This is a genomic window from Microbacterium testaceum StLB037 (assembly GCF_000202635.1).
GTDB classification, from domain to species: Bacteria; Actinomycetota; Actinomycetes; order Actinomycetales; family Microbacteriaceae; genus Microbacterium; species Microbacterium testaceum_F.
This window is the reverse complement of sequence record NC_015125.1, coordinates 3,392,594-3,406,707: the sequence shown is the minus strand read 5'-3', so window position 1 is coordinate 3,406,707 and position 14,114 is coordinate 3,392,594. Positions and strand designations below refer to the sequence as shown.

Below are 14,114 nucleotides of genomic sequence, written 5' to 3'. Positions count from 1 at the left end.
GACTGACGAGCATGATCGACGGTCGACCCCTGCAACCCGCACGGAGCCCCCGCCCTGTCGAGGCGTCGCCGCCCCGCGTCTACGACGCGCGCCTGCGGGCGGTCCTCCCCGAGGACTCGCGGCTGCTCTCGCTCTACGCGGGGGCCTCGTGGGCCGAGGGACCCGTCTGGTGGCCCGACCGGAACGCGCTGGTCTTCAGCGATGTCATCGGCCGGCGGACTCTCGCATGGCGCGATGACGGCGGCGTCGTGAGCGTCGTGGACCCCTCCGCCTTCGCCAACGGCAACGCGGTCGACGGCGCGGGCAGGCTCGTGCACGCCGAGCACGGGCGACGGGCCATCAGCCGCACGGACGCGTCCGGAACGCGTGTCCTCGCCGACGCCTACGAGGGGCGGCCGTTGAACTCCCCGAACGACCTCGTGGTGGCCTCGGACGGCGCGATCTGGTTCACCGACCCGCTCTACGGGATCTCCGATCCCCGCGAGGGGTACCCGGCCACGCCCGCCCTCGGCCACGAGAGCGTCTACCGCTGGGTCGAGGGAGAACCTCTCCGGCGGATGATCGACCTCGACGCGCCGAACGGCCTCGCCTTCAGCCCCGACGGGAACGTCCTGTACATCGCGGAGTCCCGGGCCGACGGCCTCCCCCGCATCGTCGCGTGCGCCTGGGATGGCCGCACGCTCGGCGCGCCACGCACCTTCGCGACGGTGGATGCCGGCATCCCCGACGGATTCGCCGTCGACAGCCGCGGCTGGCTCTGGACCAGCAGCGGGGCGGGGGTCGTCGTCTTCGCGGCGGACGGCGCCCGCCTGGGCGTCATCCCGACCCCGCACCTCGTCAGCAACTGCGCCTTCGACGCCGATGAGGGGCGCCTTTTCCTGACCGGCGACGCCGACCTGTGGATGCTGGAGCTGGCATGACCGACGTGGAGATGGCCGCGATCCCCGCCGGACGGGTGTTGCGCGGCGACATGCGCGGGAGCGAGCGGCGTGAGATCGTCGTCGCCGCGTTCGAGATCGGCGTGTACCCCGTCACCGAGGAGCAGGTCGCCGAGCTGCTCGGCATCCCGTCCCGCCATCCGCGCCGCCCCGCGGTCGACCTCAGCTGGTTCCGGGCCGTGCGCCTGTGCAACGCGCTCTCGGAGTGGGAGGGACTCGATCCGGTCTACCGATTCGACGGCGAGGAGGTCTCCTCCGACCCCGAGAGCGACGGATTCCGGCTCCCGACGGAAGACGAGTGGGAGTACGCGGCGCGCGCCGGTGCCACCGGGTCGACGTACGGACCGGTGCGCGAGATCGCGTGGACGGCGGCCGACGGACTCCGCGCACCCGTCGAGGTGGGGGCACGCCTGCCCAACCTCTTCGGCCTCTTCGACATCCTCGGCAACGTCTCGGAGTGGTGCGAAGACCTCCTCGACCCCGAACGCGGCACGGCGCGCGTGTTCCGCGGAGGCGGATGGAGCGACGCCCCCGCGGTCGTCCGCTCATCGACGCGCCGGGGGGCGGGTCCGCGCGACGCGTTCGACGACGTCGGGGTGCGGGTGGCACGCGGAGCCCGGTCATGACCCGCGCCGAGCGGGACTCAGTCGGTCGTGGTGATCGCCTCGGTCAGCGACCCCAGGAACCCCGAGATGAGGGCGAGCTCATCGTCGGTGTACTGCGCGGCGACCTCGCGCATCGCTCCGAGGTGTCCCCCGAGGTGCTGGAAGAACTCGCTGCGGGACTTCTCGGTGAGAAGCACGATCCGTGCGCGGCCGTCGGAGGGATGCGCGCGACGCTCGACGTGCCCCGAGGCCGTCAATCGGTCGATGAGCTTCGTCGTCGAGGCGGTCGAGATGCGCAGATGTCTCGCCACGTCGTGCGGGCTCACGGTTTCTCCCCGCTGTTCGCGGATGATGAGCATACGCAGCGTCGCGAGGTCGCTGGCATTCATGTCCATGTCGCCCTTCATGCCGCTGTGCATGCGGTCGAAGGCGTCGCTGAGCGCCCGCACCGCCGTCAGCGTCTCGATGACGGCAGGCCTTCTACCAGAACGAGTCGTGGTGCTCGTCACGGTGGACACCCCCTTTGGGCGTAGGTATATTGAAGCTCACATCGCTAGCTAAACTAGCAAACAGGAGGCACGATGAGCGAGACCGAAAACGTCGTCCTTCTGGACGAGCGCGGCAAGGAGATCGGCATCGCGCCGAAAGCCAGTGTGCACGGTGCGGACACCGCCTTGCACCTCGCGTTCTCCTGCCACGTCATGAACGCCGACGGCCAGGTGCTGGTCACCCGCCGTGCGCTCGACAAGAAGACCTGGCCCGGCGTATGGACCAACTCGTTCTGCGGCCACCCCGCACCGGCCGAAACCCTCACCGACGCCGTGCACCGCCGCGCGGGCTTCGAGGTCGGTCTGCGCGTGCGCGACCTGGAACTCGCCCTCCCCCACTTCCGCTACCGCGCGGTCGACGCGAGCGGCATCGTCGAGAACGAGATCTGCCCCGTGTATCTCGCGTACACCGACGACGAGCCCCGACCCAACCCGTCCGAGGTCGCGGAACACCGCTGGGTCGATCCCCTCGACCTCGCCGCCTCCCTCGAGGCCACTCCCTGGGCGTTCAGCCCGTGGCTCGTGCTCCAGGCGCAGCAGCTCCACCTCTTCGGCACCCCTCCAGCCGTCCGGCGGGCCTCGTGATCGCGTTGGCCACGACCCCCGCCGCGCGCCACGACATCGACTCCGCCATCGAGGGCGCCCTCTCCCGGCTCGACCGACGTCTCGGTCAGCACGGAGACGGTGCCCGGGCTCTGGCATCCGCCATCCGCCGAGCAGCCGAGGGCGGGAAACGTTTCCGCCCCCTGCTGGTGGTGTCCGCCTTCGACACCCTCGACGGGCCGGATATCGCGCGACCGGCGCTGTACCAGGTGGCCGCGGCCTTCGAGCTGCTGCACACCGCCTTCGTGGTGCACGACGACGTCATCGACCACGACGTGGAACGTCGCGGAATGCCCAACGTCGGGGGCGAGTTCCGTTCGCGGGGCACGGAGCGGGGAGCGGATGCCGCCGGAGCGGCGCTGCTCGGAGATGCCGCGGGGATCCTCGCAGGAGACCTCCTGCTGCACGAGGCCGCTCGTCTCGTGGCGATGGCGGAGATCCCCACCGACCTCCGCCGCGAACTGCTCCTGCTCGTGGAGGACGCCGTGCTCGTCTCTGCCGCCGGGGAACTCGCCGACGTCGAGAACGCCGTGTCCGCCGGCGACATCGACGCCGACACGATCCTGCGCACGACGCACGACAAGACGGCCGTCTATTCGTTCTCCGCCCCGCTGGAAGCCGGCGCGGTCCTCGCGGGAGCCGAAGCTCCCGTGCGGCACGCCCTGCAGCGGTTCGGCCAGCGCCTCGGCCTCGCGTACCAGCTCGTCGACGACCTGATCGGCGCATTCGGAAGCGCGGCCACGGCGGGTAAGGACGAGGGATCCGACCTTCGCGAGGCGAAGAAGACCCATCTCATCGTCCTGGCGCGCGAGAGCGAGACCTGGCCCGAGGTCAGCGACGCCCTGGCGAACGCCCACACCGGTCCCGTGGCGATCCGCGCGGCTCAGACGGCGCTCTCCGCCTCCGGTGCGCGCGTCCGGCTCGAGCAGCTGGTCCGCGACACGTTGGACGAAGCACGAGGCATCGTCGCCGCTTCGACGCTGCCCGAGGACTGCCAGGCGATGCTGCTCGACCTCGTGGACGCCGTGCAGGAGCGCGTCCCGTGAGTGTCGGACCGACCGGTCTGGCCCTGTACTCCCGCACGGCCGACGACGCCGCCGCGGCCGTCATCCACCGCTATTCGACCTCGTTCGGCCTTGCCGCGCGTCTGCTCGGAGCCCGCCCTCGCCCGCACGTGCGCAACATCTACGCGCTGGTACGGGTCGCCGACGAGATCGTCGACGGCCCCGCCCACGACGCGGGTCTGACGCCCGAGCGAGAGCGCGCGGTCCTCAACGCCCTCGAGAACGAGGTGATGGATGCCATCGCCACCGGCTTCAGCGCCAACCTCGTCGTGCACGCCTTCGCCCGCACGGCGCGGGAATGCGGCATCGACGCCGACCTGATCGCCCCTTTCTTCGCCTCGATGCGCACCGACATCGACACCGCCGAGCACGACGACCTGTCGCACGACGCCTACGTGTACGGATCGGCGGAGGTGGTGGGGCTGATGTGCCTGCAGGTGTTCCTCAACGCCGGGATGTCCGCCCCCGCCCGCCCCGCGGCCGACCTCGTCGACGGCGCGCGGCGCCTGGGGGCCGCGTTCCAGGACGTGAACTTCCTCCGCGACCTCGCCGACGACGCCGACCGTCTCGGCCGGGACTACCTCGACGGCGCGGCCGACGACGATCGACGCACCGCCGTGCTCGACCGGATCGACGCCGACCTCGCCGCCGCGGCATCCGTCATCCCGCACCTCCCGCCGGACTGTCGCGCGGCGGTGACCGCCGCACATGATCTGTTCGCGGAACTGTCCCGGCGTCTGCGCCTGTCCCCCGCCGGCGCTCCGCGCGTCCGCGTCCCCGACGGCGTCAAAGCCACCCTCGCCGCCCGTGCCCTCCTCGGGCGTCCACCGAAAGGTCCCCGCCCATGAGCGCGCAGCGCATCGTCGTCGTCGGAGGCGGGATCGCCGGTCTCGGAACCGCCGCCCTGCTGGCCGACCGCGGTCACGACGTCCAGCTCTTCGAGGCCCGCGACGCCCTGGGCGGCCGTGCCGGCTCCTGGGAGGCGGACGGCTTCCGCTTCGACACCGGACCCAGCTGGTACCTCATGCCCGAGGTGTTCGACCACTTCTTCCGGCTCCTCGGCACGAGCGCCGCCCAGCAGCTGGACCTCGTGCGCCTCGACCCGGCGTACCGCGTCTACGGGCCTCCCGGGAAGGGCGAGCCGATCGACATCGTGTCGGGTCGCGAGGCCGTGCGTGCGCTGTTCGAAGAGCACGAGCCCGGTTCGGGCCCGAACCTCGAGGCCTACCTCGACTCGGCCAAAGACGCGTACGAGCTGTCGACGTCGAAGTTCCTGTACGACCCGTACTCGTCGACGAAGGGCCTGCGCGATCCCGCGCTCGTGAAGCGGCTTCCCACGCTGATACCGCTGCTGACCCGCACGCTGTGGAAGCGCGTGACGACCGACTTCCAGAACAAGCGACTCCAGCAGATCCTCGCGTATCCCGCGGTGTTCCTGGGCGGTTCCCCGTTCGAAGTGCCGAGCCTGTATCACCTCATGAGTCACCTCGACCTCGGCGACGGCGTCCTGTACCCGAAGGGCGGGATGACCGAGATCATCACCGCCATCGAGAAGCTCGCGCGCGAGCGCGGCGTGCAGATCGAGACGTCCTCGCCGGTGGAGGCGATCATCACCGAGTCCGGTCTCGCCCGGGGTGTACGCCTCGCGGACGGACGGATCATCGCCGCGGATGCCGTGGTGTCGGGCGCCGACCTCCACCACACCGAGAACCACCTGCTCAAGGAGAAGGACCGCCAGTTCCCCGAGAAGTGGTGGAAGGACAAGGTCCCGAGCCCCGGCGCCCTCCTCCTGCTGCTCGGGGTGAAGGGCGAGCTGCCGCAGCTCACCCACCACACGTTGCTCTTCACCGACGACTGGCACACGAACTTCGACGCGATCTTCGGTGAGAACAAGAGGATCCCCGACCCCGCGTCGATCTACATCTGCCGCCCGAGCGCCTCCGACGACTCCGTGGCGCCCGCGGGACACGAGAACCTGTTCGTGCTTGTCCCCGTGCCCGCCGATCCCGACAGCGGCCGCGGAGGCGTCGCCGGGGCGGGCGACGAGCGCATCGAGAAGGCCGCGGACCGCGTAATCGCTCAGATCGCCGAGTGGACCGGCATCCCGGACCTGGCCGACCGCATCGTCGTGCGCAAGACGATCGCGCCGGAGGACTTCGCAGAGGACCTGCACGCCTGGCACGGCAACTCTCTGGGTCTCGCGCACACCCTGAACCAGAGCGCGATCTTCCGCCCGAAGAACCGCTCGCGCAAGGTGAGCAACCTCTACTACGCGGGCACCTCCGTGCTGCCGGGAATCGGCCTCCCGATGTGCCTCATCTCCGCCGAGCTCGTCGTCAAGCGTCTGACGGGCGACACCACGGCCGGTCCCCTCGCGGAACCCGTGCGCGCGGCGGTCTGAGGTGCCCGGGATCTACCTGGGGGCGATCCTGTTCTCGCTGGCCGGCATGATCGCGATCGACCTCAAGTTCTCGCTGGCGCTGCGCGTCGCGCCGCTGCGGACGACGGCGGCGGTGGTCATCGCCACGGCGTTCTTCCTCGTCTGGGACGCGGTGGGCATCATCACCGGCGTCTTCGTGAAAGGCGAGAGCCCCCTGTTCGTCGGCGTCGAGCTGGCGCCGCACCTGCCGCTCGAAGAGGTCTTCTTCCTGCTCTTCCTGAGCTACCTGTCGATCGTGATGTACGCGGTGTTCCAGCGGCGTGCCCGAGCGCGGGAGCGGGTATGACCTACCCGCTCATCGTCCTGCCGTTCCTGGTCGTCACCGCCGTCGTGACCCTCTCCACTCTGAGACGGCGCCGGTTCCGCGAGCGCATGGCCTCCTCGGGGCTCGTCGCCCTCGTGTTGCTGGGCCTCACCCTCGTCTTCGACAACCTCATGATCGCCGTCGACCTCTTCTCATACCCCGAGGAGCACCTCAGCGGTCTGCGCCTCGGGCTCGCTCCGCTCGAGGACTTCGCGTATCCCCTGTGCGCGGCGTTCCTCGTGCCGGCGGTGTTCACCCTGCTCGCCCCTCGCACCCCCGCCCTGACCTCGACGCCTCCCGCGCACCAGAAGGACACCGCATGAACGCCTCCGCCGCCCTGTCCCCCGGCCGCGTGCTGCGGGAGCTGTTCGTCTCGTCGCGACCGGTGAGTTGGATCAACACCGCGTTCCCGTTCGCCGCCGCCTACCTGCTCACCACGCGGACCGTCGATGCTCCGCTGATCATCGGCATCCTGTTCTTCCTCGTGCCCTACAACCTCGCGATGTACGGCGTGAACGACGTCTTCGACTACGAGTCCGACCTGCGCAACCCCCGCAAGGGCGGCACGCACGGCGCCGTGCTCGACAAGCGGATGCACGCCGTCACGCTGTGGGCCGCGGCGCTCTCGTGCCTGCCGTTCGTGGCGCATCTCGTGATCGTCGGGTCGCCGCTGTCGTGGCTCGTGCTCGCGCTGAGCCTGTTCTTCGTCGTGTTCTACTCCGCGCCGCCGCTGCGGCTCAAGGAGCGGCCGTTCGCCGACTCGATGACGAGCAGCATCCACTTCTTCTCTCCCGCGGTCTACGGCCTCGTCCTCGCGGGGGCCGCGTGGACACCCGCGCTCGTCTTCGTGCTCGTGGCCTTCGCCCTCTGGGGAATCGCCTCGCACGCCTTCGGCGCCGTGCAGGACGTCGAGGCCGACCGCGCGGCGGACATCTCCTCGATCGCGACCGACCGCGGCGCGCGCTGGACGGTCCGCTTCGCTCTCGTCGCGTACCTGCTGGCCGGTGTGGCGATGCTCTTCACCGCCTGGCCCGGGCCTCTGGCCGCGGTGCTGGTCATCCCGTACCTCGTCGTCTGCTGGCCGTACCGGAATGTGACGGATGCCGACAGCGACAGCGCCACGGCCGGGTGGAACCGCTTCCTGTGGTTGAACCAGATCGCCGGCTTCGGCACGACGATGCTGTTGATCTGGTGGTGGTTCCTGACGGCGTGAGCCGGCCGTTCCCGCGGCGCTCGCGCCCGTGGAGCTCGCGAGCGCGGAGCTCGCGCCCGCGCCCGGGGAGCTCGCTCCCGTGGAACTCACGCCCGCGGAGCTCGCGCCCGCGGCGGGAACCCGGAAACGCCGAACGCCGGTGCCCGCGGCGCGAACCCGGAAACAGCGAACGCCGGTGCCCGCGGAGGCGGGGCACCGGCGTTCGGCGTAGACCGGGCGTCAGCCGCCCTGGTTCTGCGTGCTTCCGGTCGACGGGGCCTCCAGCTCGAGCAGACGCTGGACCGCGGCCGTGAGGCGGGCGTCCTGCGTGGCGAATGCCGCGAGGTCACCGCTGGTGAGCGCCTGCTGTCGTGCGTTCAGCGCGTCGCGCGCCTCCTGCAGGGCAGCGGCGTAGTCACCGGCCGGCACCGACGGGTTCGTCGGCGTGGTCGGGTTCTCACCCTGATCCGTCGGGGTCACGGATTCGTCGCCGGTATCGGCACCCGAGTCACCGCCGAACAGGGTGTCGAGCGCCTCGCTCAGCGTGTTCTCGAAAGCGATCTTGTCTCCGAAGGCGACGAGCACACGGCGCAGCTGCGGCAGCTTGGTGTCACCGGAGGACTGCACGAACACCGGCTGCACGTACAGCAGTCCGCCACCGACGGGCAGCGTGAGCAGGTTGCCGTTGAGCACCTGCGACTGACCCTGCTGGAGGATGTTGATCTGCGAGGAGACGTTCGTGTCCGAGTCGAAGGTGTTCTGCACCTGACCGGGTCCGGGGACGGTCGTCGCCGCGTCGATCACGAGCATGCGCAATCGCCCGTAGTCGTCGCGTTTCGTGCCTTGCGCATCGCCGGCGTTGGAGTCGACGGCGAGATAGCCCGTGAGCACGTTCCTGGCCTGACCGCCCTGCGATGCCGGGATGAAGCTCGTGAACATCGAGTACGACGGCGCATCCTGGCTGGGCATCTTCATCGTGAGGTAGTACGGCGGCTGCAACTCGTTCGCGTTCTGCGGGTCGTTGGGCGTCGCCCACCGGTTGTCCTGCTGGAAGAACGAGCGCGCGTCGTCGACGTGGTACACGCCGAGCATCGACCGCTGCACCTTCATCAGGTCGGTCGGGTAGCGCACGTGGCTCATGAGGTCGGCCGACATCTCGCTCCACGGCTTGAGCGTCGACGGGTAGATCTTCTGCCAGGTCTGCAGCACGGGGTCCTGGTCGTCCCAGGCGTACAGCGACACGGAGCCGTCGTAGGCGTCGACCGTGGCTTTGACCGAGTTGCGGATGTAGTTGATGTCATCCAGCGCGTAGGTCGGCTGCGGGTTGTTCGAGTCGGCGATCGCGCGCGAGAGGGAGACGCCCGTCGAGTACGGGTAGTTCGCGCTCGTGGTGTAGCCGTCGACGACCCACTTGATGCGCCCGTCGACCACGGTGGGGTACGGGTCGCTGTCGAGCGTGAGGTACGGAGCGACCTTCTGCACGCGCTCCTTCGGGTTGCGGTCGTACAGGATCTGGGAGTCCTGGTTGACGTAGTCCGAGAACAGGATCTGCTCCGACTGGAACTTCAGGGCGTAGATGAGCCGGTTGAAGACGTTGCCCACGCTCGGTCCGCCGTCGCCGCGGAACGTGGTGCGCGTCTCCGTGCCGCCGTCCGCACCGAGCGGGTAGTCGAGCTCGATGTCCTCGCCGCCCTCGGGGCCGCCGACGATCGAGTACGGCGGCGACTGCTCGCCGAAGTACACGCGGGGCTCGTAGTTCAGGTCGGTCAGGAAGCCCGTTCCGGGGATCGCGCGCTCCAGGAAGACGGGGTCACCGTCGGCCGTGCGCTCGTTGCCCGCTGCGGCGACCATTCCGTAGCCGTGCGTGTACACGAGGGTGGAGTTCTGCCAGGTGTTGGCGTCGCCCAGCTGGCTGGTGTTCAGCTCGCGGAGGGAGACGACGGCATCCTGGCTCTGTCCGTTGATCTGGTACCGGTCGACGTCGAGCGGCTCGGCGAACTGGTAGTACGAGCGGTACTGCTCGAGCTGACGGACGGTGGGCCCGATGATGGCCGGGTCCATGATGCGCAGCTGGGCGGTGGATGCCGCGTCGTTGCGCAGCTGTCCGGCCTGCGCCTGCGTCGCCGCCTCGAAGTTCTCCTTCTCGACCTTGTCGATGCCGTACGCGGCCTTCGTGTTGTCGAGGTTGCGTTGGTAGTACTGGCTCTCGAGCGAGAGCTGGTTGGGTCGCACCTGGAAGGTGTTCACGGCCCACGGGATCGCGGCACCCACGACGATCGCCGAGACGACGAGGAGCGCGGTCGCGATGAGGGGGTAGCGCCAGCGTCCCATGAACGCGGTCACGAAGAAGGCGAGGGCGACGATCACGGCGGCGATCGCGAGGATCGTCTGCCCCGGGATGACGGCGTTGGCGCCCACGTAGCCGGGTCCGGTGATGCGGTCGTCGGGCTGCACGAGCGTGCGGTAGCGGTCGAGCCAGAGGCTCGCAGCCTGGAGAAGCAGGTAGAGACCGGCGAGCACCGCGAGCTGGATGCGCGCGGCCTTCGAGATACGCAGCTCGCGCTGCCCGACGCGGACGGAGCCGTACAGGTACGACACCACGGCCGTCAGGAGCAGGGACACCAGCGCGACCGCCGATGCGAAGCCCAGAACCGCCGCGTAGAACGGCATCGCGAACATGTAGAACCCGGTGTCGAGACCGAACTGCGGGTCTGTGACAGCGGTCTGGACGCCGTTCGCCCACAGCCAGGTGGTCTCCCACTGGGCCGAGGCCGCGAATCCGGCGAAGAAGCCGAAGAAGATGGGGATGCCCCACATCGCGAGTCGGCGCAGCGGCTCGACGACCTCCTGATACCGGTCGAGCTGCGAACTCAACCGCGCGTAGACCGGCCGCAGACGATACGCCAGCTGGATCGCCGCCCACACCGGCACCGCCATCGCGAGGAAGCCGACGACGAACATCACGGCGCGAGCGACCCACTGGGTGGTCAGCACCGTGGTGAACCCGAGTTGGGCGAACCACATCCAGTCGGCGTAGAGGTTCGCGAAGACGAAGAACGCGACGACCAGAGCGGCGATGATCGCCAAGCTGATCGAGATGATTCGTCGGGAGCGGTTCGGCGGCGTGGCCTGGTTCGGCGCTGAGGTCGTGGTCACCACCTCATCCTAGGCGCGACCACTGGGGAAGAGCCGTGGATACTACGATCCCGTGCTGTTCCCCGCGTCGCAGGTGGGCAGGGCGTCGAGGTCTCCGCCGTCGCGGATGGTCTCGAGGACTTTGAGCGAGTCCGAGAGCGTCGACACGGCGAACACCCGGATGCCACCGGGCACATGCCCCACGACTTCGTTGCAGTTCGCCGAGGGCGCCAGGAACCATGTGGCTCCGGCATCCCGAGCTCCGTAGAGCTTCTGTCGGATGCCGCCGATCGCGCCGACCTGGCCCTTGTCGTCGATCGTCCCGGTGCCGGCGATGTGCTGGCCGCCGGTGAGGTCGCCGGGCGACATCTTGTCGATGATGCCGAGGGCGAACATCATTCCGGCGCTCGGGCCGCCGATGTCGTTCAGCTGGATCTGGACGTCGACGGGCAGGTCGAAACCGATCGCGAGCACGATCCCGACGAGCCACTGCTGCTGTCCGTTCACATCCCCCTGGCGCGGGGTCACGGTCTCGGTCGTCGGGGTGCCGTTGCGATCGATGCCGAAGGTCACGGGCTGACCGCCCGCCGCCTGGATGGCCGCCTTCACGTCGTCGGCGGTCGCGGTCTGCGTTCCGTTCACGGACTCGATCACGTCGCCCGCCTCGAGGATGCCGGACGCGGCACCGTCGCCCGTGACGCTTCCGACCACGATGCGCTGAGGGACGTCGTAACCGAGTTGACGGAGCGCGGCGGCGGACGCCTCGAGCTGCGAGTCGGTCATGAGCGCCGCATTCTCGGTGTTGCGCTGCTCCGTCGACTGCCCGGAGGGGAAGATCCGATCGATCGGCACGACCGCGCGCGACGGATCGAACCACGCGAGCGCCAGTTCGATCCACGTGGGCGTGCGCTCTCGGTTGCCGTTGACCTGCACGGTGAGCAGGTCGAGCTGTCCCGTCGTGGGGTCGGCCTTCTCGTCCGGCACGGTGATGAGCGGGACGTCGACACCGTCCGCGTTCTTCGACGTCCCGAGCGTGTTCAGCACCGGCCCCGGCTGCTGGATGACGTAGGCCGTCGGCAGGAAGGTCAGGAGGAACAGCACGACGACGGCGACGGCGAGCGACCACAGTCCGAAGATCGTGGTGCGTGTCCGTCGGCGTGCGGGAGCGGGCACGACGGAGACGTTCTCGTCGAACAGCGTCACGGGTCCTACCTTTACCGGGGTCGTTCGCGCGCGGCGTAAGCGGCGTGGAGCCGAGCCGGGGAGAGCGAGGAATCGTGCGACTAGCGTAGATCCCGTTCCCCTTGACCTGGCTGAGAGGCGAAGAAGTGGCAGACGACGACCGGAACCCTGAAGAAGAGTTCCAGGAGCTCATGCGTCGCCTGATGTCGGGCGACATGTCGGGCCTCGACCCCGAACAGCTGTCGCGGCTGTCGGGCATGCAGATCGATCCGGCGATGCTGCAGGCCGTGATGAATCACCTGCAGGGCGCCTTCGCGGGCACTCAGGACGGGGTCGATTGGAGCCTCGCGGAACGCCAGGCTCTGCACATCGCCAACCAGGACGGCCAAGGCGTCACCGCCGGTCAGAGCACCGACCTGTCGCAGGCGTTCTCGCTCGCCAACCTCTGGCTCGGAGAGGCCACGAACATCTCCGACCTCCCCCAGCCCGCCCGCGCGATCACCCGCGGCGCCTGGGTCAGCGCGACCCTTCCGCTCTGGCAGGAGCTTGCCGAACCCGTCGCCACGAGCATCGCGGACGCCCTGACCGACGCGCTGGGACAGCAGGCTCCCGACGACATGCAGGAGATGATCGCGGGCGCCGGGCGCCTCATGCGGACCGTCGGCGGCTCGTTGTTCGCCACGCAGCTCGGCCAGGTCGTCGGTCGCCTCTCCACCGAGGTGGTCGGGGGCGGAGACGTCGGCATCCCGGTCATGCCGGATGGCGAGGCCGCGATCCTTCCGCAGAACTTCGCGGACTTCGGGCGCGATCTCGAGATCCCCGACGACCAGCTGGCCCTGTATCTCGCAACCCGCGAGCTCGCCCACGCGCGCCTGTTCCGGCACGCCCGGTGGCTGCGCCTGCACGTCATCTCGCAGGTGCGCGATTTCGCCCACGGCATCCGCGTCGACACCGACGCGCTCGAGGAGCTCGCGTCGCGGTTCGACCCGTCACAGCCCGAAGAGTTGCGCAGCGCGCTGGAGAGCGGCGCGCTGCTGCCCGCCCGCTCCGAGGAGCAGACCGCGGCCCTGACGCGTCTGGAGAACCTCCTCGCCACGATCGAGGGGTGGGTCGACGTGGTCACGGAGGACGCCACCTCGCGGTTGCCTTCGGCGGCACGGATCGCGGAGGCGGTGCGTCGCCGCCGTGCGGTCGGCGGACCCGCCGAGCAGGCCCTCGGGTCGCTCGTGGGACTCGAGCTGCGGCCCCGCCGCATGCGAGAGGCAGCCGCCATGTGGCGCGCGGTCACCGACGCCGTCGGCGTCGCCGGGCGCGACGCGCTCTGGGACTACCCCGACCTCATGCCCACCGCCGAGGACGTCGACGACCCGGCCGGTCTCGTGGCCCGCGTGGTCGCCGCGTCACGCGGCGAAGCCGCCCCCACGGATGCCATGGACGACGCGCTCGCGCAGCTGCTCGCCGAGGAGAGCGGCGAAGCCCGCCCTGCCGACGACGCGTCCGCGGACGCGTCCCACGATGCGTCGGAGGACGCGGATGGGCACGAGGACGGGGACGAGGGGGCGCCGGGCGACCAGCGTCCGGTCTGACACTTCCTCCCCACCGCGGTCCGCGGTCCGAGAGGGTGTGGATAAGGGAGGATGGGCGGTCGGTCCCCGAGATCATCGGTGAGTGATCCGACTCGACCAGGCCGCTCCCCCGCTTTTCCGTGCGGACGGAACCCTCCAGTTCGGCGTGCCCGCCCGGGCGCTCCTCGATCCGGCAGCCCCCTGGGTGGAGGCGGCCGTCGAGGCGCTCGAGAGCGGGACGACGCGGAGCGAGCTGCGCGCGCTCGCTCGCCTGCACCGCGCCGACGATGCGGACGCCGACGCCCTGCTGCGCGACCTGGCACCGGCGCTTCGGCGACCCCGGAGAGGGGGCTCATTCGTCCTGCAGACCGCGGACGATCTCCCCTCCTCGGCGGTACGCGCCGTCCTCGCCGCGCTTCCGGGTCGCACGGAGGTCGTCGCGTGGGCGGGGCCTGATACGGCACCCGTGGCAGAGGGCTGCCGAGTGATCCTGCTCGCCGCTCACCGGGTGGACCCGCGTCGCGCCACCGCTCTCCTC

General features: G+C 69.9%; 13 protein-coding genes. 10 read left to right on the top strand and 3 right to left on the bottom strand.

Features of this window, described 5'->3' with window-relative positions; translation table 11 throughout:
• The first annotated feature begins 11 nt into the window (after positions 1-11).
• Both MTES_RS15480 and MTES_RS15475 read left to right on the top strand, forming a co-directional pair.
• Entirely contained in the window at positions 12-920 is a 909-nt protein-coding gene (locus MTES_RS15480; RefSeq protein ID WP_013586223.1) for an SMP-30/gluconolactonase/LRE family protein, read from the top strand.
• Entirely contained in the window at positions 917-1,564 is a 648-nt protein-coding gene (locus MTES_RS15475) for a formylglycine-generating enzyme family protein (RefSeq protein ID WP_013586222.1), read from the top strand. Before MTES_RS15480 ends, MTES_RS15475 begins: the two co-directional genes overlap by 4 nt.
• A 17-nt stretch (positions 1,565-1,581) precedes the next feature.
• On the opposite strand, the gene MTES_RS15470 is transcribed toward MTES_RS15475, so the two are convergent.
• A complete protein-coding gene (locus MTES_RS15470; RefSeq protein ID WP_043363133.1) occupies positions 1,582-2,052 on the bottom strand; it encodes a MarR family winged helix-turn-helix transcriptional regulator in 471 nt (156 codons plus the stop codon).
• Between the two features lie 72 nt (positions 2,053-2,124).
• Here MTES_RS15470 and idi point away from each other — a divergent pair, with 72 nt between their 5' ends.
• The 7 genes from idi to MTES_RS15435 are packed head-to-tail and all read left to right on the top strand — an operon-like array spanning position 2,125 to position 7,715.
• Complete coding sequence (gene idi / locus MTES_RS15465) at positions 2,125-2,676, top strand: isopentenyl-diphosphate Delta-isomerase (RefSeq protein WP_013586220.1); 552 nt, start codon at positions 2,125-2,127, stop codon at positions 2,674-2,676.
• Positions 2,673-3,740, top strand: a complete 1,068-nt coding sequence (locus MTES_RS15460; protein ID WP_013586219.1) for a polyprenyl synthetase family protein — start codon at positions 2,673-2,675, stop codon at positions 3,738-3,740. Before idi ends, MTES_RS15460 begins: the two co-directional genes overlap by 4 nt.
• Complete coding sequence (locus MTES_RS15455) at positions 3,737-4,606, top strand: phytoene/squalene synthase family protein (protein ID WP_013586218.1); 870 nt, start codon at positions 3,737-3,739, stop codon at positions 4,604-4,606. The genes MTES_RS15460 and MTES_RS15455 overlap by 4 nt, the downstream gene beginning before the upstream one ends.
• Positions 4,603-6,159 carry a phytoene desaturase family protein gene (gene crtI / locus MTES_RS15450; RefSeq protein ID WP_013586217.1) on the top strand — a complete coding sequence of 519 codons (1,557 nt, stop codon included), beginning with the start codon at positions 4,603-4,605 and terminating at the stop codon, positions 6,157-6,159. The genes MTES_RS15455 and crtI overlap by 4 nt, the downstream gene beginning before the upstream one ends.
• A gap of 1 nt (position 6,160) precedes the next feature.
• Complete coding sequence (locus MTES_RS15445) at positions 6,161-6,484, top strand: lycopene cyclase domain-containing protein (RefSeq protein ID WP_013586216.1); 324 nt, start codon at positions 6,161-6,163, stop codon at positions 6,482-6,484.
• Complete coding sequence (locus MTES_RS15440; protein WP_013586215.1) at positions 6,481-6,825, top strand: lycopene cyclase domain-containing protein; 345 nt, start codon at positions 6,481-6,483, stop codon at positions 6,823-6,825. The genes MTES_RS15445 and MTES_RS15440 overlap by 4 nt, the downstream gene beginning before the upstream one ends.
• On the top strand, positions 6,822-7,715 hold the full coding sequence (locus MTES_RS15435) for a prenyltransferase (RefSeq protein WP_013586214.1): 894 nt from the start codon (positions 6,822-6,824) through the stop codon (positions 7,713-7,715). The genes MTES_RS15440 and MTES_RS15435 overlap by 4 nt, the downstream gene beginning before the upstream one ends.
• A gap of 219 nt (positions 7,716-7,934) precedes the next feature.
• Here MTES_RS15435 and MTES_RS15430 read toward each other — a convergent pair whose 3' ends face one another.
• Both MTES_RS15430 and MTES_RS15425 read right to left on the bottom strand, forming a co-directional pair.
• A complete protein-coding gene (locus MTES_RS15430) occupies positions 7,935-10,850 on the bottom strand; it encodes a UPF0182 family protein (RefSeq protein WP_013586213.1) in 2,916 nt (971 codons plus the stop codon).
• A 42-nt stretch (positions 10,851-10,892) separates the two neighbouring features.
• Positions 10,893-12,032, bottom strand: coding sequence for a PDZ domain-containing protein (locus tag MTES_RS15425; protein ID WP_013586212.1), 1,140 nt, complete (start codon positions 12,030-12,032; stop codon positions 10,893-10,895).
• Positions 12,033-12,202: 170 nt separating this feature from the next.
• Between MTES_RS15425 and MTES_RS15420 the strand changes: the two genes are divergently transcribed.
• Entirely contained in the window at positions 12,203-13,597 is a 1,395-nt protein-coding gene (locus tag MTES_RS15420) for a zinc-dependent metalloprotease (RefSeq protein ID WP_013586211.1), read from the top strand.
• Positions 13,598-14,114 lie beyond the last annotated feature (517 nt).

What these genes read in the sequence shown, in the direction of transcription:
- MTES_RS15475 (WP_013586222.1), top strand. Translation starts at nt 917, where the DNA reads ATGACCGACGTGGAGATGGCCGCGATCCCCGCCGGACGGGTGTTGCGC.
- MTES_RS15420 (WP_013586211.1), top strand. Translation starts at nt 12,203, where the DNA reads ATGCGTCGCCTGATGTCGGGCGACATGTCGGGCCTCGACCCCGAACAG.
- crtI (WP_013586217.1), top strand. Translation starts at nt 4,603, where the DNA reads ATGAGCGCGCAGCGCATCGTCGTCGTCGGAGGCGGGATCGCCGGTCTC.
- MTES_RS15435 (WP_013586214.1), top strand. Translation starts at nt 6,822, where the DNA reads ATGAACGCCTCCGCCGCCCTGTCCCCCGGCCGCGTGCTGCGGGAGCTG.
- idi (WP_013586220.1), top strand. Translation starts at nt 2,125, where the DNA reads ATGAGCGAGACCGAAAACGTCGTCCTTCTGGACGAGCGCGGCAAGGAG.
- MTES_RS15440 (WP_013586215.1), top strand. Translation starts at nt 6,481, where the DNA reads ATGACCTACCCGCTCATCGTCCTGCCGTTCCTGGTCGTCACCGCCGTC.
- MTES_RS15480 (WP_013586223.1), top strand. Translation starts at nt 12, where the DNA reads ATGATCGACGGTCGACCCCTGCAACCCGCACGGAGCCCCCGCCCTGTC.